At 72.4% G+C, this 22472-nt stretch carries 21 protein-coding genes; 8 read left to right on the top strand and 13 right to left on the bottom strand.

All coding sequences use genetic code 11. The annotated features are described in order from the left end of the window. Positions 1–49 precede the first annotated feature (49 nt). Together SM447_RS11195 and SM447_RS11190 are read left to right on the top strand one after the other, a co-directional pair. A complete protein-coding gene (locus tag SM447_RS11195) occupies positions 50–775 on the top strand; it encodes a methyltransferase domain-containing protein (protein ID WP_474572678.1) in 726 nt (241 codons plus the stop codon). Between the two features lie 186 nt (positions 776–961). Next, positions 962–1498, top strand: a complete 537-nt coding sequence (locus tag SM447_RS11190; protein ID WP_474572677.1) for a phospholipase — start codon at positions 962–964, stop codon at positions 1496–1498. A gap of 51 nt (positions 1499–1549) precedes the next feature. Here SM447_RS11190 and SM447_RS11185 read toward each other — a convergent pair whose 3' ends face one another. Both SM447_RS11185 and SM447_RS11180 read right to left on the bottom strand, forming a co-directional pair. Further along, the gene (locus SM447_RS11185; RefSeq protein ID WP_474572676.1) at positions 1550–4378 is read right to left on the bottom strand and encodes an ATP-binding protein; all 2829 of its coding nucleotides are present in this window, start codon (positions 4376–4378) and stop codon (positions 1550–1552) included. A 163-nt stretch (positions 4379–4541) separates the two neighbouring features. Continuing rightward, positions 4542–4760 carry an FmdB family zinc ribbon protein gene (locus SM447_RS11180; protein ID WP_474572675.1) on the bottom strand — a complete coding sequence of 73 codons (219 nt, stop codon included), beginning with the start codon at positions 4758–4760 and terminating at the stop codon, positions 4542–4544. Between the two features lie 56 nt (positions 4761–4816). Here SM447_RS11180 and SM447_RS11175 point away from each other — a divergent pair, with 56 nt between their 5' ends. Both SM447_RS11175 and SM447_RS11170 read left to right on the top strand, forming a co-directional pair. Further along, positions 4817–6067 carry a lytic transglycosylase domain-containing protein gene (locus tag SM447_RS11175; RefSeq protein ID WP_474572674.1) on the top strand — a complete coding sequence of 417 codons (1251 nt, stop codon included), beginning with the start codon at positions 4817–4819 and terminating at the stop codon, positions 6065–6067. Positions 6068–6139: 72 nt separating this feature from the next. Then, positions 6140–7156 (top strand): GNAT family N-acetyltransferase, encoded by a 1017-nt coding sequence (locus SM447_RS11170; RefSeq protein WP_474572821.1) that lies wholly within the window; start codon positions 6140–6142, stop codon positions 7154–7156. Positions 7157–7174: 18 nt separating this feature from the next. On the opposite strand, the gene SM447_RS11165 is transcribed toward SM447_RS11170, so the two are convergent. From SM447_RS11165 to SM447_RS11125, 9 genes are all read right to left on the bottom strand, one after another. Then, a complete protein-coding gene (locus SM447_RS11165) occupies positions 7175–7681 on the bottom strand; it encodes a helix-turn-helix domain-containing protein (RefSeq protein ID WP_474572673.1) in 507 nt (168 codons plus the stop codon). A gap of 387 nt (positions 7682–8068) precedes the next feature. Continuing rightward, the gene (gene hemB / locus SM447_RS11160) at positions 8069–9052 is read right to left on the bottom strand and encodes a porphobilinogen synthase (protein ID WP_474572672.1); all 984 of its coding nucleotides are present in this window, start codon (positions 9050–9052) and stop codon (positions 8069–8071) included. Positions 9053–9087: 35 nt separating this feature from the next. Beyond that, positions 9088–10668, bottom strand: coding sequence for a bifunctional uroporphyrinogen-III C-methyltransferase/uroporphyrinogen-III synthase (locus SM447_RS11155; RefSeq protein WP_474572671.1), 1581 nt, complete (start codon positions 10666–10668; stop codon positions 9088–9090). Next, entirely contained in the window at positions 10665–11660 is a 996-nt protein-coding gene (hemC, locus tag SM447_RS11150; RefSeq protein ID WP_474572670.1) for a hydroxymethylbilane synthase, read from the bottom strand. Before hemC ends, SM447_RS11155 begins: the two co-directional genes overlap by 4 nt. After that, positions 11657–12985, bottom strand: coding sequence for a glutamyl-tRNA reductase (locus tag SM447_RS11145; RefSeq protein WP_474572669.1), 1329 nt, complete (start codon positions 12983–12985; stop codon positions 11657–11659). Before SM447_RS11145 ends, hemC begins: the two co-directional genes overlap by 4 nt. Continuing rightward, entirely contained in the window at positions 12982–13752 is a 771-nt protein-coding gene (locus SM447_RS11140) for a redox-sensing transcriptional repressor Rex (protein WP_474572668.1), read from the bottom strand. Before SM447_RS11140 ends, SM447_RS11145 begins: the two co-directional genes overlap by 4 nt. A 337-nt stretch (positions 13753–14089) precedes the next feature. Next, positions 14090–14758, bottom strand: a complete 669-nt coding sequence (locus tag SM447_RS11135) for an HAD family hydrolase (protein WP_474572667.1) — start codon at positions 14756–14758, stop codon at positions 14090–14092. A gap of 38 nt (positions 14759–14796) precedes the next feature. Beyond that, positions 14797–15048: a glutaredoxin family protein gene (locus SM447_RS11130; protein ID WP_474572666.1), complete on the bottom strand. Its 252-nt coding sequence runs from the start codon at positions 15046–15048 to the stop codon at positions 14797–14799. Beyond that, positions 15041–16621, bottom strand: a complete 1581-nt coding sequence (locus tag SM447_RS11125; RefSeq protein ID WP_474572820.1) for an AMP-binding protein — start codon at positions 16619–16621, stop codon at positions 15041–15043. Before SM447_RS11125 ends, SM447_RS11130 begins: the two co-directional genes overlap by 8 nt. A gap of 461 nt (positions 16622–17082) precedes the next feature. Here SM447_RS11125 and SM447_RS11120 point away from each other — a divergent pair, with 461 nt between their 5' ends. The 4 genes from SM447_RS11120 (at position 17083) to SM447_RS11105 (ending at position 20303) form a co-directional block, all read left to right on the top strand. After that, positions 17083–17229 carry a hypothetical protein gene (locus tag SM447_RS11120; protein ID WP_474572665.1) on the top strand — a complete coding sequence of 49 codons (147 nt, stop codon included), beginning with the start codon at positions 17083–17085 and terminating at the stop codon, positions 17227–17229. Then, positions 17226–18173: an ECF subfamily RNA polymerase sigma factor, BldN family gene (locus SM447_RS11115; protein ID WP_474572664.1), complete on the top strand. Its 948-nt coding sequence runs from the start codon at positions 17226–17228 to the stop codon at positions 18171–18173. Before SM447_RS11120 ends, SM447_RS11115 begins: the two co-directional genes overlap by 4 nt. 281 nt (positions 18174–18454) lie before the next feature. After that, positions 18455–19315 carry a DUF5667 domain-containing protein gene (locus tag SM447_RS11110; protein ID WP_474572663.1) on the top strand — a complete coding sequence of 287 codons (861 nt, stop codon included), beginning with the start codon at positions 18455–18457 and terminating at the stop codon, positions 19313–19315. Between the two features lie 118 nt (positions 19316–19433). Further along, positions 19434–20303 (top strand): HAD family hydrolase, encoded by an 870-nt coding sequence (locus SM447_RS11105; protein ID WP_474572662.1) that lies wholly within the window; start codon positions 19434–19436, stop codon positions 20301–20303. Positions 20304–20326: 23 nt separating this feature from the next. On the opposite strand, the gene SM447_RS11100 is transcribed toward SM447_RS11105, so the two are convergent. Beyond that, positions 20327–21136: a lysophospholipid acyltransferase family protein gene (locus SM447_RS11100; protein ID WP_474572819.1), complete on the bottom strand. Its 810-nt coding sequence runs from the start codon at positions 21134–21136 to the stop codon at positions 20327–20329. Positions 21137–21294: 158 nt separating this feature from the next. Then, positions 21295–22368 carry an NAD-dependent epimerase/dehydratase family protein gene (locus SM447_RS11095; protein ID WP_474572661.1) on the bottom strand — a complete coding sequence of 358 codons (1074 nt, stop codon included), beginning with the start codon at positions 22366–22368 and terminating at the stop codon, positions 21295–21297. Between the last annotated feature and the right edge of the window lie 104 nt (positions 22369–22472).

The following is a 22472-nucleotide window of genomic DNA, read 5'->3' as shown; positions in this document are numbered from 1 at the left end:
CGCATACCGGGCAACTATCCGGGTAACGGGCCGGCCGGAGGTGGCCGGTATGGTCGCGTTGGCACACACCCCGCCCTCGGCCGAGCGGCTGCGGGCGGTGGACGGGTTCCTCGCCGAGGCGTGGGCGGAGCAGGTCCGCCACGACGAGCGACTACGCCCGCTGGGAGTCGAGGTCCGCTTCGACCGGGGCGTCGCCCACCTGACCGGCGAGGTCGACGAGCCGGCTCAGTTGCGGCTGGTACGCGAACTGGTCGGCCGGCTGGCCGGCGTCTTCGGAGTGTGGTGCCGGGTGCGGGTCGGTGGACGCGACCCGGTGGTGGTCGACCTCGGCTGCGGCGCCACCAAGCAGTGGCCGGGCAACCTCGGACTCGACATCTTCCCCGCACCGGGGGTGGACGCGGTCGCCGACCTGTCCGGCTCCCTGCCACTGGCCGACGACTCGGTCGACGTGCTGTTCGCGGTGCACATCCTGGAGCACCTGATCGACTTCCTGCCCCTGTTGGACGAGTGCCACCGGGTGCTCCGCCCGGAGGGCGTGCTGCACGTGATGAGTCCCTGGTGGGGGCACGTCAACGCGGTGGCCGACCCGACCCACGTGCGGCTGCTGGACGTGCAGACCGTCAAGGGCGTCTGCGTGATGCGACCGCCGGGCACGCCGCGCTGGTATCCCCTGCACGCCGGCACCGACGGTGCGTCCATCTTCGCTGACCTGACGCCTCTGGGGCCGGACGACGAGGGCCCCTCCGCCACCCACCTGGCCCGCTTCTTCGACTAGGAACAACCCGAACAGACGAATGCCCTGGACGCCGACGGTGTCCAGGGCATTCGTCTGTTTCAGCACAGGTCACCAATATTTCTCGCGAGTAACACCCGCAGGCCGCGGCATTGATCGAAACTGGTCTAACTCCGGTGACTCGCCGGTAACAACTGGCTCCACCGCACACCCCGCGGAGGTATGACCGTGCCCAGACGTCTCGCCGCCCTCCTGACCTCGACAGTTCTCGCACTGCTCACCACCCTCGCCGTGGCCTCACCCGCCACGGCGGCCGTGACTCCGGAGCAGAAGCTCTCCGTGCTCTCCAGTTGGACCCAGACCAGCGTCAGCAGCTACAACGCCTGGAACTCCGCCCGGCAGAACCGGGCGCCCTGGGCCGAGTACAACTTCGACTGGTCGACCGACTACTGCTCGTCCAGTCCGGACAATCCGCTCGGGTTCAAGTTCGACCTGTCCTGCTTCCGGCACGACTTCGGCTACCGCAACTACAAGGCGGTCGGTCAGTTCAGCGCCAACAAGTCCAGGCTGGACAGCGCCTTCTACGAGGACCTGAAGCGGTCCTGCGCCACGTACAACTCCGTCGTCCGGCCGGCCTGCCTCAGCCTGGCGTGGACCTACTACCAGGCGGTCGCCATCTTCGGGTCGGTCGCCGCCGTCCAGCAGTCCGACATCGACCGGGCCGCCCGGATGAAGGCCGACGCCGAGCGTCGCGCCCGCGCCTGACGGACACGCGCCCACCGGGACGCCCGGCCAGCCCGGCCGGGCGTCTCCGGATCAGGCGTGCTCGGTATGGCGGTCCACGGTGCTCGGCTGGCGCGGCGCGGAGCGACCCGCGTCAGCCGAGAACCGCCCGGAGTCGGCTGCCAGATCAGGGTGCTCGACGCCGAGCGCCAGGGCCACCGCCTCGTCCAGACCCAGTTCGGCGCCCTCGCCGTACGCCTCGTCGAAGGCCGCGTCGCCCAGCATCGCCCGCAGCGCCGCCTGCCGCTCAGTCCAGTACGACTCGTAGATGCCCGGCGTCGAGCGCAGGCCCGCGCGGGTCGCCTGGGCCGCACCGAAGAGCCGGGCCGCGGTCAGCGGCTGGTCACCGACGGCGCAGCGCACCGCGACCGCGTTCAACGTGTCGCAGGCCCGCCCGTGGAAGCCGTGATTCATCCGCGAACGCAGCGCCACCAGCAGGTGCTCGTGCGCGGCCACCAGGTCACCGCGGGCCAGGGCCACCATGCCGAGCAGCATGTCCACCGAGCGACGTCCCCGGTCGACCGGCCGGGACGCCTCCACCGGTCGGGCCGCGCCGAGCAGGTCGGCCGCCTCGTCCAGCGCGCCCCGCCGCCACAGCAGTTCGGCCAGCCGGAACACGGCGAACAACGCCTCGGACTCGACCCCCTGCTGCTGGGCCCAGTCGATGACCTCCCGGCAGACCCGCTCCGCCTCGGCGAACTGTCCCATGTCGACCAGCGGGGCGGCCCGGCCGGCGAGCACCCGGGCCAACAGACCGGCGTCGCCGGCCTGGCGGGCGGCCGCCTCCGCCCGCTGCGAGAAGCGCAGTTCCTCACCGAACTCGCCGTCACCCCCGGCATGCAGCGAGTGCATGTGGTAGGCCGCCGCCAGCTCGTCCTCCGGGATCACCTCGCCCGTCTCCGCCAGCCGGCCGTACAACCGGAACAGCCAGAGCCGCCCTTCCCGGGCCAGGCCACGCTCCCGCCACCACTGGTCCAGCCCGCCGGCCAGCCGCAGGCCGGCACGGGCACTGCCACCCGTGGCGCACCAGCGCAGCGCGGCGCGCAGCTCCCCGGCGAGCGGATCCAGCGCGTACAGCGAGAGCGTCACCGGTTGCCCGTCGGGGCCGAGGTGCGCCCGCTCCAGGGCATGCGCCGACCAGGCCACATGCCGGTCACGGGCGGCCCGTTCCTCGCCGGCCTCGGCGAGCCGACGGGCCGCGTAGGCCCGGATCGGGTCGAGCATCCGGTACGTGCAGCGGGCGGCGTGCGGTTCCGCCAGCACCATGGACTTGTCGACCAGCACCGAGAGCGGGTCCAGCGGATCGTCGTCGAGCAGCCACTCCACCGTGGGCAGGTCGACCGGGCCGGCGAAGACCGCCAACCAGCGCAGCAGCCGCGCGGCACGGGGCCCGAGGGTCCGGTACGACCAGGTCACGGTCGCCTGCATGGTCAGGTGCCGTTCGTTCGCCGAACGGACCACCGCCCGGGTGGCCGGGGTCGACGGGCTGGCACCGGTGGCCGCCGCGGCCAGGTCGACGGTGTCCCGCTGGTTGCCGCTGTGGCCCCGGTTGGCCGGTGGCGGCAGCGCGTCCTCCCGGCCGGCGTCGAGCGTGCCGAGCACGTCGTCGAGACGCTCGGCGAGCTGCCCCACCGAGAGCACCCGCAGCCGGGCCGCCGCCAACTCGATGGCGAGCGGCAGCCCGTCCAGCCGCCGCACCACCCGCCGCACGTCGGCCGCCTCGGACGGGTCGGGCTGCCGCCCGCCCCGGGCCGCCGCCGTACGGTCCAGCAGCAGGGCCACCGCGTCGCTCTCGGTCCCGTCGGGCGTCGGATCGACCGACAACGGCGGGATCCGCCACACCACCTCGCCCGGCAGGGCCAGCGGTTCCCGGGTCGTCGCCAGCACCCGAACCCCACCACCGCCGGCCAGCAGCCGGGAAACCGCCTCGGCGCAGGAGGCCGGTTGGGCGTCGCACGTGTCGAGCACGATCAGCATCCGGCGGGGGGCGGCGTACTCCACCAGGGTGTCGACCATCGGACGACCCGGTTCCGGACGCAGCCCGAGCACAGCGGCAACGGCGAAGGCGACCAGCCCCGGGTCGGTGACCGAGGCGATGTCCACGAACCAGACCCCGTCCGGGTACTCGTCGACCAGGTCGGTGGCGAGTTCCACGGCCAGCCGGGTCTTGCCGCTGCCGCCCGCCCCGAGCACGGTGACCAGCCGGTGCCGGGCCACGAGTCGCCTCAGCTCGGCGCGCTCGGTCTGCCGACCGACGAACGAGGTGACCTGGATCGGCAGGTTGTGCGCCACCGCGTCGGCGGTGCGCGGTCGCGGGAACTGCCGCTCCAGCCCGGGCGCGACGAGCTGGAAGAGTCGTTCCCGGTCGTCGAAGCCACGCAGCCGGTGCAGCCCGAGGTCAAGCAGGGAGGCGTCGGCCGGCAGTGGTTCGGCCCGTCCCGCGGTGGCCGCCGAGCAGAGGATCTGCCCGCCGTGCGCGGCGGCGGCGACGCGGGCCGCCCGGTGCACCTCGGGGCTCGCGTACTCGCCGTCGCGTGGCTCCGCCCAGCCGGTGTGCAGGCCCATCCGGACCCGTGGTGCCGCCTCCGGCGTGGGCCAGTCGTGCTCGCCGAGCGCCCGCTGCGCGGTCAGGCAGGCGGTCAACGCCGCACCGGCGTCGTCGAAGGCCAGGAAGAACGAGTCGCCCTCGGTCAGCAGTTCCGCGCCCTCGGTGGCCGCGATGGTCCGACGCAGCAGCCGCCGATGCTCGGACAGCACCGGCCGGTAGCCGGGCCCGAGCATCTGCGCCAACCGGGTCGAGCCCTCGATGTCGGTGAAGACGAAGGTCACCCAGCCGGTCGGGAGGTGGATCCGTGGCGGCATGCGTGGAACCTCCCCCCTGGTCTCGGCACCATACTTCCCGAAACCAGATCATCACGCATCGTGAGAACGGCCGGCCGAGACTCCGACCCAAGGTGCCATCGGACCCTGCGTCCGGGCAAGGCCGGCATCACCCGTACCACCCACTCGCGACCGGGCGGCGCGGTCAGCAGCCGCAGCCACCACCGCAGCAGCCCCCACCGGTCGGCGCGGACGGGCCACCCGGCACGCCGCCACCTCGGCCGGTGATCGCAACCGTGGAAAGCAGCTTCACCGTGTCGGCGTGCCCCTGTGGGCAGGGCGCCGGCTCACCGGCCCGCGCCATCGGACGGTTGACCTCGAAAGTGTCGCCGCAGGCGCGGCAACGGAACTCGTACCGGGGCATGGCATCAGCCTACGACCGGACCTGACGTCCGCCGGGACATGGGTGATACTCGACAGGTGGCAGACGGCGAAGAGCGCACGACCCTTCGGCCCCTCCGACCGGCCACGCCGCGCGCCGGCTCCGGCGTCGACCCGGACGGGCCGGCGAGTGGGCTGCCCCGGCCCCGCCGGCCCTGGCTGGGATCCGGTCGACCGGTCGACGACGTGGCCGCCGGCAAATCGACCAGCACCGCGGCTCCCATCAGGACGGACGCCGCCCCGGCGGCCGGCGCGGACGGCGGTGCCACGACCGGAACCGACGACGCCCCCGTCGCCGCAGCGGTGGCGAAGACCGCCGTCGAAGGGTCCACACCGGAGGCCGGCGCATCGGCAGCCCGGCGCCGCCGGGTGCGCTTCGCACACGCCGTACGCCTGCCCGGGCCTCGCGCCGCGGCCCGGGCGACCCGCGACTGGTCTCGGCGGCCCAGTGGCCGGCTGACCCTGCCCGGCGTGTTCCTGCTCGCCCTGGTCGCCGCGACCGCCACGGCCGGCGCGCTGCTGGTGCCGGCGACTCTCGGTGCCCCGCGCCCGGTGGCGGCGGACGCCACCGCCGATGTGCCCCAGGCGCCGCCCGGCGCGCTGCCGTCGTCCGGCGAGGCGCCACCCCCCGGGCAGTTCCCGCCGCCCACCGCGACCCTTCCGCCGGGCGCGACCCCGCCGGGGGCACCGGGCGACGGGGCGGTGCCGGTCAGCGGGCGTCCGTCCGACGCCCTGGCCGGCTGGGCCCGTGAGGTGGGCACCAAGGTCGGCATCGACCCGGTCGCCATGCAGGCGTACGGGTACGCCGAGCTGGTGCTGGCCGAGACCGACCGCAGCTGCGGTCTGAGTTGGACCACGTTGGCCGCGATCGGTCTGGTCGAGTCCCGCCACGGCCAGGCCAACAATGCGCGGCTCGGCGCGGACGGGCGGGCGGTCCCGGAGATCATCGGTCTGCCGCTGGACGGTCAGGGCGGTCGGATGCGGATCGCCGACACCGACCGGGGTGAACTGGACGGCGACACCACCTACGACCGGGCGATCGGGCCGATGCAGTTCATCCCGACCACCTGGCAGGAGATCGGCGCCGACGCGGACAACGACGGACGCAAGGATCCGCACAACATCCACGACGCCGCGCTCGCCGCCGGCATGTACCTGTGCAAGGGCGGCCGGAATCTCACCATTCCGGGTGACTGGTGGAACGCGATCCTGTCGTACAACGATGTCCGAAGGTACGCCCAGGAGGTCTTCGACGCCGCCAACCGGTACGGACAGGCCAGTCGCACGTGAAGTGATCGTCCGCATACATTGGAGAACTGGACACTTCCCACCGGCTGCCGATGACGGCAAGCTAGACGGGTGATGGTGCGCGAGTGGGACCCCAGGACCGCGTCGTCCGCCGAGATCGCGTCGCTGCTGGACACGCTGAACGCGGTCCTCGCGGCCGATCTTCCGCAGGATCCGCCGTGGCGGGAGAGTTCCCTGCGGGAGTACCTCGCCGAGGTGATGCCGGGCGAACGACGGATCTCCTGGGTGGCCCAGGAGGACCCGGCCGCCGACGGCACCCCGGGTGCCATCCTGGGCCAGGTGCACGTGCTGCTGCTCGGCAGCATCGGCGTGCTGGAGGTGCTGGTCCACCCGGCCGTGCGGCGCGGCGGCCTCGGTCGTGACCTCGTCCTGCGCGCGGCGCGCCGGGTCTATCAGGAAGGCTTCGAGTCGATCGGGGTCGAGGTGGTCGGCGACACCCCCGCCGTCGCCTTCTACGAGTCGCTCGGCTTCACCCGGGAGTACGTCGAGACCCGCAGCGTGCTCGATCTCTCCGGCGTCGACTGGGCCGAGTTGGCGGAGATGTCCACCGGGGTCGGCGCCGGCTACCGCGTCCAGTTCCACCCGGGCGGTCCGCCGGACGAGCTGATCGAGGCGTACGCGCGGGCCAAGGCGGAGATCCGGGACATCGAGGACGGCGAGCTGCGGCCCAGTTCGTACGATCCACAGCGGCTGCGGGACAGCCTCGACTGCCTGCACCGACGGGGCATGAAGCCGTACATCGTGCTCGCCCTGCACGAGAAGACCGGCGAAGTGGCCGGCCTGACCGAGGTGGTCGTGCCGGCTCAGCACCCGACCCGCGCCGATCAGTACGACACGATCGTGGTGCAGGACCACCGCGGCTACGGTATCGATCGGGCGATCAAGGCGCGGATGCTGTTGGAGCTGCGCTCGGCCGAGCCGCAGCTGACCGAGGTGCAGACCTGGAACGCTCAGGCCAACGAGGCCATGCTCAAGGTCAACGCAGAGCTGGGCTATCGCACTGACCGGGACTGGTGCGAATACAGCGTCGACGTCGCCGAACTGGTCCACCGCCTCGACGCGGCACGCTGAGCGGTCGACGCCCGGCCGTCAGCCCGCGTACCAGGTGCGCGGGTCCGGAGGCGGTGGGACGTTTCGGTACTTGGCCACCCGCACCTCCCACTGGCTGCGCCGCCGTCGTGCCTCCCGGTCCACCGGGCAGCGACGGTAGGTCTCCGGCGGGCGGGCCAGACCGTAGATGTTGCCCCACCACTCGCCCGGTTCCGGGTCGAGAATGGTGTCCAGGTGCGCCGGATAACGGCGACCCGCGCCGTCCCGGGTGTCGTCCCAGACCTCCATCGGCAGTACGACCCGCCCCTCCTGGTCGACGGCCACTAGGTAGAGCCCGGCCGCACCGAGCAACCGCTCCAGCACGGCCAGGCTCGGCGTCAGGCTGCCGGCCTCGACCCGTGCGACGGTCGACGGTGCGACCTTGGCGAAGCGGGCCATCCGCACCTGGCTGAGCCCGACGATCCGTCGGGCGCGGCGCACCAGGCCGGCGATGGGAAAGGGACCGACGGTGGGACCGAGGTCCGGCGGATCGAAGACGGAAGCCATGCACCGACCTTGCCGACGCCGATCCGAGCACGGCAACCCCTGTGGACAAGCCTGTGGACACACCGCAGAAACCCGGCCCGCGACAACTCTTCGTGATCGTCACAGCGCGTCACGACAGCGACGTCTCGCCGACTGACAGGGATGGCACCCAGCGCACCCTTTGCTCTGCTTCAATGCACGCAATGGGTCTTGACCAGCACTGACACGAATGCAAGATCGCAGCCCAGGCTTGCGAGCGATTACTCTCCGTCAACTGTGCGTGGAGTGAAGCAGAGCAAAGGATGTGCAGACGGGAAGTGGTGGGCGGGCGGATCGGCACTCAGGGTGACAGGTTGCCATGCCGACAGCCTGTCCGAGCCCGGTGGGGCGGCGAGCTGGGCGACAGCGTCAGTAGCGCTGGCGGAGCAGTTGGGCGGCCTCGACGGCCCAGTAGGTGAGGATGATCTGGGCACCGGCGCGACGGATCGAGGTGAGCGTCTCCAGCATCACCCGCTCCCGGTCGATCCAGCCGTTCGCGGCAGCCGCCTCGACCATCGCGTACTCGCCGGAGACCTGGTACGCCGCCACGGGGACGTCCACGGCGGCGCGGACCGCCGACACCACGTCGAGGTACGGCAGCGCCGGCTTGACCATCACCATGTCGGCACCCTCGGCCACGTCCAGCGCGACCTCGCGCAGCGACTCGCGCAGATTCGCCGGATCCTGCTGGTAGGCCCGCCGGTCCCCCTCCAGCGCCGACTCCACCGCGTCCCGGAACGGGCCGAAGAAGGCCGAGGCGTACTTGACGGCGTACGCCAGCACGGCCACGTCGGTGTGACCCGCCGCGTCGAGTGCCGCGCGTACCACCCCGACCTGGCCGTCCATCATCCCGGAGGGGCCGACCACCCCGACCCCGGCGGCGGCCTGGGCGACGGCCATCTCGGCGTACGCGGCGAGGGTGGCGTCGTTGTCGACCTCACCGGCCGGGTCGAGCACCCCGCAGTGCCCGTGCGAGGTGAACTCGTCCAGACACAGGTCGCTCATCACCACCGTGGCGTCGCCCACCTCGGCGACCACGTCGCGGATCGCGACGTTCAGGATGCCGTTGGGGTCGAGGCCGCCGGAGCCGCACTCGTCGCGCGACTCCGGCACCCCGAACAGCATGATCCCGCCGACCCCGGCCTGCACCGCCTCGACCGCCGCCTTGCGCAGCGAATCGCGCGAGTGCTGGAGCACACCGGGCAGCGAGGCGATGGCCCGCGGCTCGGTCAGCCCCTCCTTGACGAACATCGGCACGACCAGCTCGGCCGGGTCGACGCGGGTCTCGGAGACCAGCCGACGCATCGCCGCGGTGCGGCGCAGCCGGCGGGGCCGGATCTCGGGGTACGGCATGGGCCCTCCCAGACAACCATCCGGAGCCGGTGCGGCTACCGGAACCTCAGCGCGGTCGGCCCCTGCACCTTCGAACCGCGGCGCTGCTTCGCCGGCATCGCGGCGAGCTTCTCCCGCAGCTCGACGGCGTAGCCGGCGAGCGCCTCCACCAGATCGGGCACCGACGCGTGCGGGGGCTGGACGTCGACCCGCAGGCCGAACTCCGTCGCGGTCTCCGCCGTCTTGGGCCCGATGACAGCCACAACGGTACGCGTGTGCGGCTTGCCGGCGATGCCGACCAGGTTCCGGACCGTGGAGGACGAGGTGAACAACACCGCGTCGAACCCGCCCGACTTGATCGCGTCCCGGATCTCGGCGGGCGGCGGGGCGGCCCGGACCGTCCGGTACGCGGTCACGTCGTCGACCTCCCAGCCGCGCTCGGTGAGCCCGGCGGCGAGGGTCTCGGTGGCGATGTCGGCACGCGGCAGCAGCACCCGGCCCACCGGGTCGAGCACCTCGTCGTGCGGCGAGAACTCGGCCAGCAGCCCCTCGGAGGACTGCTCACCGGAGGGGATCAGCTCCGGCTGGATGCCGAAGGCGCGGACCGCGTCGGCGGTGGCGTCGCCGATACAGGCGATCTTGACGCCGCCGAAGTGCCGGGCGTCCAGACCGTGCTCGGCGAACTTCTCCCAGACCGCCCGCACCGCGTTGACCGAGGTGAAGATGACCCAGGCGTACCTGCCGTCGACCAGGCCCTTGACCGCCCGCTCCATCTGGGCCGGGGTACGCGGCGGCTCCACCGCGATGGTCGGCACCTCGCAGGGGATGGCCCCGTACGCACGCAGCCGGGCACTCATCGCGCCGGCCTGCTCCTTGGTGCGGGGCACCAGCACCTTCCAGCCGTACAGCGGACGGTTCTCCCACCAGCTGAGCTTGTCCCGCTGGCCCACGCCCTCGCCGACGGTCAACACCACCCGGCCGGTGAAGCCGAGTGCCGCCGCGACGAAGGAGTCCACGGTCGACGTGGTGGTGTACTGCGTCTCCCCGGTGCCGTCCCCGGTCACCCCGACGTCGGTGGTGCCGTCTACTCCGGCGGCCAGCAGACCGTCCCGGATCGCGGCCAGGTCGCCGGCGTCGACCGCCAGCGCCAGCGGACCGCGCTGCACGGCTGCGGCCAGCGCGTCGAAGTCCAGGGTGCTGACGTCCTCGACGTCGGCGGCGGTACGCACGCCCGGCAGCGGCACGCCCGCGTAGGTGGCCACCCCCTCGGCCTGGCCGACCCCGGGAACCACCTCGAAGTGCGCGGCGGTACGCGCCACCGCCTGCACCTCCTTGACCACCGAGTCGTGGCCGAAGGGGTCGCCGGCCACCAGGTGCACTGCGTTCTGCCCGGAACGGGCCGCCGAGATCAACACCTTGGCCACGTCGCCCGGCGCGCCCTCGGCCGGAGTGAACTGGGCGTCGGACCTGGCCTCGGCCCGGACGACGTCGAGCAGCGACTCGGGGACTCCCCGGTCGTACACCACCTGGTCGGCGTCGACCAGGGCGTCGTGCGCCCGGCGGGTCAGCAGGCCCGGGTCGCCGGGTCCTGCCCCGACGAACGCGATACGGCCTACGGGCTTACGGGTGCGGGTCATTCTGTGCTCCCAAATTGCTGGGTCCCCGGGCCGTCGTGTCCTTGCGGGCCGAGGATCGAGTCGGCGCCGAGGTCGAGGAGTTCGGCGGCGAGTGCCTTACCGATCTCCGCCGCGTCGGCGGGCGTTCCGGTGCGGGACAGCCGGATCTCGCGAGTGCCGTCCGGGCTGATCACCGCCCCGCGCAGGTAGATCTCTTCAACAACGTCACCCTCGTTACCCGAGCCGGTCGGTTCGCCTTCGGCGATGACGGCGTAGGCGGCGACCGGCGCGGAGCATCCGGCCTCCAGGGTGGCCAGCATCGCCCGCTCCGCGGTGACCGCGGCGCGGGACGGTGCGTGGTCGAGCGTGGCGAGCAGCTCGACCAGGTCGGTGTCGTCGGCCCGGCACTCCACCGCCAGGGCGCCCTGTGCGGGCGCCGGCAGCATCAGCATCGGGTCGAGCGTCTCGGTGACGACGTCGGCGCGTTCGATGCGCGCCAGGCCCGCCCGGGCCAGTACGACGGCGTCCAGGTCGGCTTCCGGCCCGAGCACCCGGGCCAGCCTGGTGTCGATGTTGCCCCGGATCGGGGTGACCGACAGCGGCAGGCCCAACGCGTGCAACTGCGCGATCCGGCGCAACGCGCCGGTGCCGACGACCGCGCCGGGCTCGAGCTCGGCCAGCGTTCTGCCGTCGCGGGCGACGAGAGCGTCGCGCGGATCCTGTCGCGGCGGCACCGCGGCGATGTGCAGCCCGGCGGCGGCCGCGGTCGGCAGGTCCTTGTACGAGTGGACCGCGAAGTCGATCGTCCCCGCGACCAGGGCGTCACGCAGCGCGGAGACGAACACGCCGACCCCGAGCCGGTGCACCGGCGCGTTGGACCGGTCCCCGGCGGTGATCACCTCGACCAGCTCGACGGAACGTCCGGTACGCGCGGTCAGGGCGTCGGCGACGTGCCCCGACTGGGCCATCGCCAGCTTGCTGCCGCGGGTACCGAGACGCAGCGGCTCGTTCATCGCTCACCTCCGGCTGGTGGGGTGATGTCGGGCACGGTGTCGACCGGCGAGGTCTGCGGGACCTGGAGATCGAACAACTCGCGCAGCAGGGCCGCGTACTGGTCGCCGCCGGGTTCGGCGGCGAGCTGGCGGACCCGGACGGTCGGTTGGTGCAGCAGCCGCTGGACCACCCGGTGGACGGTACGGGCCACCTCGGCACGTTGGTCCTCGCTGAGGTCGGGACGGCGTTGCGCGAGCCGGCGCAGCTCGGCGGTGACCACGTCGTCGGCTCGACCGCGCAGAGCGGCGACGGTCGGGGCCACATCGGCACCGCGCAGCCAGCTGAGGAAGGACTCGACCTCACCGACCACGATCCGCTCGACGGCGGCGGCGTCCGCGGCGACCGGGCCGTCGGCGAGCAGCGCCGCCATCCGGTCGATGTCGATCACCTCGACGCCGGGCAGTTCCGCGACGCCGGGGCCGACGTCACGCGGTACCGCCAGGTCGAGCAGGACCAACGGGCCACGCCCGGCGTCGCGGCCGGCCGCCGCCGCGGCAACCACCTCGCGGGTGAGGACCGGCTCGGGAGAGGCGGTCGCGGCCACTACGATGTCCACCGTGGAGAGCGTGTCGGCCAGCTCGGCCATCGGCCGCGCACCGGCGCCGTACGACTCGGCCAGCCGGACGGCCCGGTCCGTGCTCCGGTTCGTCACGGTCAGCGGCCCGGCACCGAGCCGGGAGAGCGTCGCCACGCCCAACGAGCCCATCGCCCCGGCACCGACGATCAGCGCGGGACGACCGGTGAGGTCGTCGTCGAGGTGACCGGCGGCGAGTCCCAGCGCGGCGGTGACCACGCTCTGGCCGGCCCGGTCGATGCCGGTCTCGGAGTGGGCCCGCTTGCCCACCCGCAGCGCCTGCTGCATCAGCTCGTGCAGCAGCCGTCCGGCGGTGTCCGCCGCACTGGCCCAGTGGTAGGCGTCGCGCAGCTGCCCGAGGATCTGCGCCTCGCCGATCACCATCGAGTCCAGGCCGGCGGCCACCCGGAAGACGTGATCCACCGCGGCGGAGTCGAAGTGCACGTAGAGGTGGTTGGCCAGCGCGGCGGGCTGGCAACCCGCCTGCTCGGCGAGGACGGCGCAGATGTCGCCGAGCCCGCCGTGGAAGCCGGACACCGCCGCGTAGACCTCCACCCGGTTGCAGGTGGAGACGAGGACGGCCTCGCTCACGTACGGCTGCGCGACCAGCCGGGCCAGGATGCGGTCGAGACCGCTGGGGGACACCGCGAGCCGCTCCAGGGTGGCGACCGGTGCGGTGCGGTAGGACGCGCCCACGACGAGGAGTTTCACGTGCCGATCGCCTCCTGGCTCTCGGTGACCGCGCGACCACCGGGCAGGGCGGTGAGCGCGGACCCACCGGCGCCGGGGAGCGCGGTCAGGGATGCCTTGCGGTGCTCGTGGAACGACAGGATCTGCAGCTCGATGGCGAGGTCGACCTTGCGCACGTCGACCCCTTCGGGAACCGAGAGTACGCACGGAGCGAAGTTCAGGATGCTCGTCACGCCGACGGCGACCAACTGGTCCGCCACCCGTTGCGCGGCGGCGGCCGGGGTGGCGATGACACCGATCGCGATGGATTCCTCGGCGGCCACCCGGGGCAGCTCGTCGACGTGCCGTACGACCAGGCCGTTGATCTCCTCGCCGACCCGCTCCTGGTCGGCGTCGAAGAGGGCGGCGATCCGGAAGCCGCGGCTGGCGAAGCCGTCGTAGCCGGCCAGGGCGTGACCGAGGTTACCCACACCGACCAGAGCGACGGCCCGGCGCTGGGTGAGCCCGAGCACGTACTCGATCTGGTCGATCAGCAGCCCGACGTCGTAGCCGACGCCCCGGGTGCCGTACGACCCGAGCTGGGACAGATCCTTGCGGAGCTTGGCCGAGTTCACCCCGGCGGCGTTGGCCAGCCCTTCGCTGGAAACCGTCTCGTGGCCGGTTTCGGCGAGGTTGTGCAGGGCACGGAGGTACTCGGGGAGCCGGGCCACCGTCGCCTCGGGCAGGTCCGGTAGCGCCGGTACGGCACCGGCGCGACCGGGCGCGCCAGGGTGACGGTGCTGACTCATGAGACTCCGTGCGGTGCGATCCTCGACCAACTCCACCGGTCGGCCGTTTCGGGACTCCCGCTGGCGACCGATGTTGCCGGCTGTGCTAGCAGGGCGCGTCGGAATTACAGAGTAGGCGCTTGTGAAGACGTGCACAAATCGCGATCTTGCTGGCCCGGCCCGCGCCCCCACCAGCTCCTCCATCCCCCAAGATCGATCACTGCCACCCGGCAAGCACCCGCGCGATTATGGCTCAATCCCGACTTCTCTGACCAATCACACGCGGCCCCACACCGCCCCCGTCTCGTTGATCATGAAATTGTCACTCCCCGCCACGACGTGATCGAGCGCGGGAAACTCATGATCGCCGGGGCTGGTCGGCGAGTGTGGTGGCGAGGGTCACCGCCTCGCTGAGGGTGTCGGCGACGGGGTGACCGGAGGCGAGCAGGCGGGAACGGTCGGTGAACCCGCCGGTGTAGAGGACGGCACGGGCCCCGACGCAACGGGCCGCGTCGGCGTCGTCCAGCGAGTCGCCGATCAGCACCACCGACCGTCCGTCGACGCCCATCGCGTCGAGATGCCGCACCAGTGACTCCGCCTTGCGATCGCCGCCGACCTGCGCCCGCAGCCCGTCGACCCGGGCGAAGCGGTCGGCCAGCCCGTACGTCTCGACGGCGGGCACCAGCTCGTCGTGAAACCACATCGACAGCAGGGACTGGCTGCCCGGCCAGGCGGCCATCGCGTCGACGGCGTCGTGCGCCAGCTCACAGGTGGTCAGACCCACCCGGTACGCCTCGTGGAAGATCTTGTCGAGCCGGCCGAAGGCGTCGTCGTCCACCGCCCGGCCGAGCACCTCCGCGTAGTAGTCGGCGATCGGCCGACGGAACCGCACCCGATGCTCGTCGGCGGTCACCGTCGGCCCGCCCTCGCTGGAGAACACCGCGTTGGTGCAGGCCACCACGAGGTTGAGGTCGTTGAGCAGGGTGCCGTTCCAGTCCCACACCAGGTGCGGGGTCGCAGAGGTCATCGCCGCACCCTATCCGGCAGGACGGTGGCACGGGAGGCTCAGAGCTGCGGGGTGGTCAGGTCCCGCAGCAGCCGCTCCTCCTCGACCCGCCAGTAGCCGTGCTCCCGGCCGTCGAGCAGCACCACCGGCAGCCGGTCGCCGTACTCACGCTCCAGCTCCACGTCGCCACTGACGTCCCGTTCGATCCACCGGTCGCCGGTGACCGCGACCACCCGATCGAGCGCCGCCTTGGCGTCCTCGCAGAGGTGGCAGCCGGGCCGGGTCATCAGGGTCAGGCGGGGTTCACGCATCGGTCTCCTCCGTCGCGCCGAGCTGGGTCTTGCGTACCTTCCCGATCACCGAGCGCGGCAACACGTCGACGAACTCGACCTCGGTCGGGCACTTGAATCTGGCCAGGTTACGCGTGCAGTGGGCGATCAGCTCGGTACCGGTCACACCGGCCCGCGGCACCGGCACCACGTACGCCCGGACAGTCTCCCCGGTCCTCGGGTGCGGCACGCCCACTACCGCCGACTCCGCCACCGCCGGATGTGCCGACAACACCAGCTCCACCTCGTGCGGGTACACGTTGAAGCCGTTGACCAGGATCAGTTCACCGAGCCGGTCGACCAGGAAGAGATCGCCGTCGGCGTCGGCGTACGCGACGTCACCGGTGCCCCACCAGCCGTCGGCGTCCGGCCCGCCCGCGCCGTCCGGCCAGTACCCGGAGAAGAGGTTGGCGCCGCGCACCACGAGCTGACCCGGGTCGGTGCCGGTGGCCGGGTCGGAGAGGTGCATCTCGTCCGGGTCGTCGTCGGGGACGGCGACTCCGTCGCGCCACAGCTCGGCACCGTCCGCACCGACCAGCCGTACCTCCACCCCGGGCAACGGGCGGCCGATCGATCCGGGTCGGGGTTCGCCGCCGACCAGGGTGGAGGTGAGCACCGGAGCGGTTTCGGTCAGCCCGTACCCGACGTGCACCGGGCGACCGGAGACCTCCGCGAAGCGCGCCGCGTCGACCGGTTCCAGCGGCGCAGCGCCGCAGACCACGACCCGCACCGCAGCCATCGCCGTGGCGAGGTCGTCGGCGTCCGCCCGGGACCAGGTCTGCACCATCGAGGGTACGCCGACCAGCACGCTCACCCGGTGCCGCGCGATCTCGGTGAGCGCCGCGTCAGGGCCCGGATCGTCGACGAGCACCCCGGTCGCCCCATGGTGGATCACCGCACCGAGTCCGGCGTTGAGGCCGTACGCGTGGAACAGCGGCAGTGCCAGCAGCACCGTGTCGTCGGGGCCGACCACCGGCGGTTCGATCCGGCCGACCTGTTCGTGGTTGGCCGCCAGCGCGCCGTGCGAGAGCATGGCTCCCTTCGGCCAACCCGAGGTGCCCGAGGTGTAGAGCAGCAACGCCAGGTCGTCTCCACGGCGGTTCGGAAAGGTCCGTTCACCACCGGCGGTCGGCGGGTTCGTGTGCACCGCGACCAGCGCGGGCAGGTCCAGCTCCGTCACCAGATCGCGGATCCGCTCGGTGGCGATCAGCACCGACGCACCCGAGTCCGCCAGGATGTGCCGTAGTTCGCGGGCGGTCAGGCCGGGATTCACCGGCACCGCGATCAAGCCGGCGCGCAACGCGCCGAGCAGACTGATCACGAACTCCGGCGCGTTGGGCAGCGCCACCGCGACCCGCGCCGCCGGCCGGGTCGGCTCGGCCCCCGGCACGGCGCCAGCCAGTGCCCGGGCCGTGGCGGTGACCTCTTCATCCAGTTCGGACCAGGTGATCGTCCGGCCCTGCCAGTGCAGTGCGGGCTTGTCGGCGTGCCGCTCCGCCGCCCGTCGGAGGCGGTCGGCGAGGCTGGGACCGGCTGCTGAGTCTGGATCCTGCACGGTGGCTGAGTCTGGCACAGCCCGCAGCGCACGGCCACGCCCACGAATGACGGTCGCCGCCGCTCGCCCCGCTCGGATGAACGCGGGAACCGTCCACGGGGTACGGCGCAGTCCCGTCCACGGAACTCGACAGACGTCACCGACGGTGCGGGACGGACGCGGTGGCGGCGCACCGTCGACCTCCGGCCCGGGCTTCGCGCCGGCCCCGCCACGGCCGTGCCACCCGTCGACGATCCAGCCCTCCACCAGCACGAACAGCAAATCCACTGGGGAACAGGCCGACCGCCGGTTGTCAACTACACCCGACGGACAACCGGTCCGCCAGGGATGCGACACGTCAGGAAATACTTTGGCCCTGTGTAACGGACTTGCCACGCGCGGGTGACGTTGGCCCTATCATCACTCGGGTCGGCTCACCCCATTTGCCGTGAGTCGACACCCCTCAGCCCGAGGAGGCCCCCGTGCCGTTGAGCGCATTGGACCAGCACCTCAAGGGGATCTGCCGCCCGCCGGCACACCCCGGAGCCGCCCTGCCCGGCGGGGCGACGACCGGTCCGCCGGCCGTCGCCGAACCGGCGACGACGGCCGGAACGGAGGCGGTGCGATGACCGCCTTCGGCTTCGCCGAGCGTCCCCTCGGCCTGACCGGTCCGGCCGCCCGCACTCCAGTCAACGAACGCGGCGGCGCCCACGGCGCGCAGGACGCCTCCGGCAACCTCACCGTCCGGGGCGAGAGCACCGCACGACGGGTGGGCAGCCGGCCCCATCAGAACGAACCGCCGCATCGACCACCCGTGCCGGGGGGCAACACGAAACCCCCCGGTGGACGGGTCGCCTCCCCGAACCGGCCGACGATGCCGGCCCAGGCGCGGCGCAGCGGGGACGCACCGGTCACCGAGGTGTCCACCACCGACACCGCGGTGCTTCCGGCGGTGGCCGCGACGACCGGCACCTCGACCGGATTCCCGAGCCGCCCGGACCCGTCCGATCCGGCGACCGAGGTCTGGGCCCTGGTCGAACGTGCCCAGGCAGGCGAGGCCGAGGCGTTCGGGCTGATCTACGACCGCTACGTGGACACCGTGTTCCGCTTCGTCTACTTCCGGGTCGGCAACCGGCAGCTCGCCGAGGACCTCACCTCGGACACCTTCCTGCGGGCGCTCAAGCGGATCGGCAGCTTCACCTGGCAGGGTCGCGACCTCGGGGCCTGGCTGGTGACCATCGCCCGCAACCTGGTCGCCGACCACTTCAAGTCCGGCCGGTACCGCCTTGAGGTGACCACCGGCGACGTGCTCGACGCCGACCGCGAGGACCGGGGCCCGGAGGGCAGCCCGGAGGCGGCGGTGGTGGAGCACATCACCAACGTCGCTCTGTTGAGCGCCGTGAAGCGCCTCAACCCTGAACAGCAGGAGTGCATCGTGCTCCGCTTTCTCCAGGGTTTCTCGGTGGCCGAGACCGCTCGGGCGATGGGCAAGAACGAGGGCGCGATCAAGGCACTCCAGTACCGCGCCGTCCGGGCCCTGGCCCGGCTGCTCCCGGACGGCTTCCAGCCGTAATCCCCTGCACCGGCAGGTGGCCGCCGGCTCCGGCCACCACCTGGGCTCCTTCGACCTGGAAGCGATCACTTTGCGTAATTTCGGCACCGGCCGGCCCGTAACCCGCCCCCGGTACGGCGCGTTTCTCCGGGTGCGACCGGTGACAGGCCGGAAACCCCCGGGGTCCTCCGGATGACCCGCGACGGTGCCGACGATGGCCACCCGCCGTGGTGTCACGAGGTCATCGGTCGCTGGCGGTGAACGCGGCCAACCGGCCGTGACCAGCGAGAGGAGGTGCCACGGTGGACAACGCCCTCTTCTCCCGTCGGCGCGCCGAGCGCTTCGCGCAGCTTCTCGACGAAGCCAACGGCGGCAGACGTCATCACGTGCGATCGAGGGACGACGACCAGTTGATCCCGCTCGTCGCGCTCGGCCGGCAACTCGGCGCCAATCCGCCCCCCGCCGAGGTGGATGCGGAATTCCGTACCGGCCTGCGGGCGATGTTGCTGGCCACCGCCGCTCGCGAGGGTGTCGGCACACCGGCCGCCGCCCCGACGGCGGAGAAGGCGGGATCCGGCCGTGGCTCCCTGCTGCCCGCGGTCACCGCCCGTCGGGCCCGCGCACGCGGTGCGATCCTGATCGGCATCGCCGCCGGTGCGGTGGCCGTCTCCGGCATCTCCGCGGCCAGTGAGAACGCGGTGCCCGGCGACGCGCTGTACGGGATGAAGCGCAGCACCGAACGGGCCCAACTCGCGCTCACCAGCTCTGACATCAGCCGGGGCCAACTCTTCCTCGACTTCGCCCGCACCCGGTTGGCCGAGGCGTCCTCGTTGCGGGGCAGCCGTGGCGGGTACAGCGCCGTGCTGGACGACATGGATGCGGACACCCGGCAGGGCGTACGCCTGCTGACCGGGGCCGCCGCGCAGCGCTCGGATCCTGCGGCGCTGGCCGGGGTCGACGCCTTTCTCGCCGAACAGCGCCGTTCCCTGGGCGCGCTGCTGGATCGCGGCTCCCGGGCCGACCGGGTCCGCACCGGCGAGTCGCTGGCCCTGCTCGATTCCGTCGCCGAGCGTGCCAGCGCCCTACGCGCCGCCATCGCCTGCGGCCAGCAGGCCACCGTCACCAGCGACACCCTCGGCCCGATTCCCGCAGCCTGCTCTTGACGCCGGCCTCCGGGCCCGGCCTGGATCGGCCGGTACGGCTCACCGGCCGCCGCCCGGAATCGGGCACAAGCCCGACGGCCGGCTACCCTCGCGGTGGCGGGCGACGTGAGGGGGACGGATGGCGCGTAACCGCAAGGTGACCGTCAGTACCGACGAGCACGGGCACACCTCCGGTTGGGCGCAGACCGAACCTGCTCCCCCGACGACTCCCGATCCGAGTGCGGCCGCCTTCTTCGACGTGGACAACACGATGATGCAGGGCGCCTCGATCTACTGGTTCGCCCGTGGCCTCGCCGCCCGGAAATACTTCACCACCAGCGACCTGGCGCGGTTCGCCTGGCGACAGCTGCGCTTCCGGCTGCTCGCCCGGGAACACGCCGCCGACATGTCGCACGCCAAGGAGGCCGCCCTCGCCTTCGTCGAGGGCTGGCGCGTGGCCGACGTGGAACGGCTCACCGAGGAGATCTTCGACGAGCTGATGGCACCACGGATCTGGGCCGGCACCCACCGGCTGGCGCAGGGCCACCTCGACCGCGGCGAACGGGTCTGGCTGGTCAGCGCCGCCCCGGTGGAGATCGGCCGGGTGATCGCCGCCCGGCTCGGGTTGACCGGCGCGATCGGTACGGTCGCCGAGATGGCCGACGGTGCCTACACCGGCCGGCTGGTCGGTGATCTGATGCACGGGCCGGCCAAGGCCGAGGCGGTCCGGGCGCTGGCCACGGTGGAGGAACTGGACCTCAGCCGCTGCACCGCCTACAGCGACTCGGCCAACGACCTGCCGATGCTCTCGGCGGTGGGCCGGGCGGTGGCGGTCAATCCGGACTCGACCCTGCTGCGGGAGGCCCGCCGGCAGGGCTGGGAGGTGCGCGACTTCCGGACCGGCCGCCGCGCGGTGAAGATCGCGGTGCCGTCGACCGCGGCGGCCGGCCTGGTGGCCGGGGCGGTCACCGCCGGAGTGGCGATGCAGCGCCGCCGCCGCACCGGCTGACCAGCCGGGCCAGGCGGAACACCTCAGGGGCCGAACGGGTCAGGCCGGCGCTCCAGCAGCCGGTGCAGGGTCTGCTGGATTGTCTCCCGCACCTGGTCGGCGAGGTTGAACACGACAAGCGGATCGTCCGCCGAGTCCATCAGGTGGGCGGTCGGAATCGGCGGGCAGAACTCGATCAGCCACTTGCTCGGCAACGGCACCATGCCCAGCGGCCCGAGCCACGGGAAGGTCGGGGTCACCGGGAAGTACGGCAGCTTGAGCAGGCGAGCCAGTGGCTTGATGTCGGCGAGCATCGGGTAGATCTCCTCGCCGCCGACGATCGCCACCGGGATGATCGGGGTGCCGGTGCGTAGCGCCGCGGAGACGAAGCCGCCGCGACCGAAGCGTTGCAGCTTGTAGCGCTCGGCGTACAACTTGCCGACACCCTTGAAGCCCTCCGGGAAGACACCCACCAGTTCGCCGTTGCTCAGCAACCGTTCGGCGTCCGGGTTGCAGGCCACCGTGCCCCCGGTCTTGCGGGCGATCTCGGAGACCACCGGCATCCGGAAGACCAGGTCCGCGCCGAGCAGCCGCAGGTAGCGGTGGTCGGGGTGCTCGTGGTGCAGCGCGGTGGAGAGCATCAGCGCGTCAAGGGCCACCGTGCCGGAGTGGTTGCCGACGATCAGCCCCGCCCCGTCCGCGGGTACGTGCTCCAGGCCGGTGACCTCGGTGCGGAACCAGTCACGGTAGAGCCGACGCAGCAGCGGATGGAAGACCGCCTCGGTCAGCTCCGCGTCGAACCCGAACTCGTCCACCTCGTAGTCGCCGGCCAGCCGCCGACGCAGGAAGGCCAGGCCGCTGGCGACCCGGCGGTCCCAGACGTCGCCCGCCTGGTCCGCGCCGGCCGGGCGGTGCCCGTTGCGTCGTACCGGGTCCGCGTCGGGCGCGACCGGCGGCGGTACGGCGTACCGGTCGTCGAGGCGCGCCCCGTCGCGCCGTTCCTCGGGACCGGTCACGACCGCTCCCGGACGGCGGTACGGACCTGCCGGATGTGGTCGAGCACCACCTGCTCGGCAGCGGCCAGCTGGGCCCGGGTCACCACGGCACGCCCGTGGTGGGCGCGGATGAAGTCGCCGAAGGCGGCGGCGGTCGAGCGGGGCGTGAAAGCGTACTCCCGCTCCAGGCGGGAGATGTCCACCACCCGACCGTGCACGAAGAGGTCGACCTGGTCAAGGCCGTAGCGGCCGAAGCCCATGACCCGGGCGAGCGCGGCGGCACCGGACAGACCGGGCTCAAGCACCGGCACGGCGACCCGCCCGGCCCGACGGATCGCCTGGGAGAGCGCGAGCACACCGGGGCCGGCCACGTTGAACGTGCCGGGGTGGTCCTCGACGACCGACCGGTGCAGCACCTCCAACGCGTCGTCGAAGTGCAGGAACTGCAACCGGGCGTCCCGTCCGAAGATGGTGGGCACCACCGGCTGGGAGAAGTACCGGGTCAGCGTGGTGTCCGCCGTCGAGCCGATGAACGGCGCGAACCGCAGCACGGTGGCGGTGACATCGCCGCGTCGGCGACGGAAGCCACGGACGTACCCCTCGATGTCGAGGATGTCGCGGCCGAAACCGCCGCGTGGCACCTCACGCGGCTCGGTCTCCTCGGTGAAGACCGCCGGGTCGCGGAAGGAGGCACCGTACGCCGCGGTGGAGGAACGGACCACGATCTTGCGGAGCCGTGGTGCCCGCTGACACGCGGCGAGCAGTTGCATGGTGCCGATGACGTTCTGCTCCTTCATCGCCGCCCGGCCACCGTGCTGCGGATCCGGGGCGCTGACCAGAGCCAGGTGCACCACGGTCTCCACGTCGAGGTCGGCGAGGAGACCACCGACCGAGCCGGCGTCGACCCGGATCCGCTCCACCCCTTCGAGCAGAGCGGCGACCTCGGGGCCCGGCTCCGGCAGGTCGATGCCGATGACCCGGTCGATCCGCGGATCGGCGGCGAGCCGGGCGGCGACGTGCGCGCCGAGATAGCGACTGACTCCGGTCACGACGACAACCCCCGGAGGGCTCTGGGAGCCACCGGGGGTCATGTCTGGCACCTACCCCGGCAGGTGGGACCGAGCCGGGGCAGCCACGGCCTGATCACCTGAGCCTCCGAGGGTCGACAGTTGGCGAAGGACGGACGCCGGGCCCG

The sequence above is a fragment of the Micromonospora aridisoli genome (assembly GCF_056150025.1).
This window is presented reverse-complemented; position numbering and strand designations above follow the sequence as displayed.

Excerpts from the sequence above, each read along its gene's own strand:
- SM447_RS11185 (WP_474572676.1), bottom strand. The coding sequence starts at position 4,378 with ATGCCGCCACGGATCCACCTCCCGACCGGCTGGGTGACCTTCGTCTTC.
- SM447_RS11165 (WP_474572673.1), bottom strand. The coding sequence starts at position 7,681 with ATGGCTTCCGTCTTCGATCCGCCGGACCTCGGTCCCACCGTCGGTCCC.
- SM447_RS11095 (WP_474572661.1), bottom strand. The coding sequence starts at position 22,368 with ATGACCCCCGGTGGCTCCCAGAGCCCTCCGGGGGTTGTCGTCGTGACC.
- SM447_RS11135 (WP_474572667.1), bottom strand. The coding sequence starts at position 14,758 with ATGACCTCTGCGACCCCGCACCTGGTGTGGGACTGGAACGGCACCCTG.
- SM447_RS11130 (WP_474572666.1), bottom strand. The coding sequence starts at position 15,048 with ATGCGTGAACCCCGCCTGACCCTGATGACCCGGCCCGGCTGCCACCTC.
- SM447_RS11170 (WP_474572821.1), top strand. The coding sequence starts at position 6,140 with ATGGTGCGCGAGTGGGACCCCAGGACCGCGTCGTCCGCCGAGATCGCG.
- SM447_RS11195 (WP_474572678.1), top strand. The coding sequence starts at position 50 with ATGGTCGCGTTGGCACACACCCCGCCCTCGGCCGAGCGGCTGCGGGCG.
- SM447_RS11140 (WP_474572668.1), bottom strand. The coding sequence starts at position 13,752 with ATGAGTCAGCACCGTCACCCTGGCGCGCCCGGTCGCGCCGGTGCCGTA.
- SM447_RS11155 (WP_474572671.1), bottom strand. The coding sequence starts at position 10,668 with ATGACCCGCACCCGTAAGCCCGTAGGCCGTATCGCGTTCGTCGGGGCA.
- SM447_RS11180 (WP_474572675.1), bottom strand. The coding sequence starts at position 4,760 with ATGCCCCGGTACGAGTTCCGTTGCCGCGCCTGCGGCGACACTTTCGAG.
- SM447_RS11115 (WP_474572664.1), top strand. The coding sequence starts at position 17,226 with ATGACCGCCTTCGGCTTCGCCGAGCGTCCCCTCGGCCTGACCGGTCCG.
- hemC (WP_474572670.1), bottom strand. The coding sequence starts at position 11,660 with ATGAACGAGCCGCTGCGTCTCGGTACCCGCGGCAGCAAGCTGGCGATG.
- hemB (WP_474572672.1), bottom strand. The coding sequence starts at position 9,052 with ATGCCGTACCCCGAGATCCGGCCCCGCCGGCTGCGCCGCACCGCGGCG.
- SM447_RS11105 (WP_474572662.1), top strand. The coding sequence starts at position 19,434 with ATGGCGCGTAACCGCAAGGTGACCGTCAGTACCGACGAGCACGGGCAC.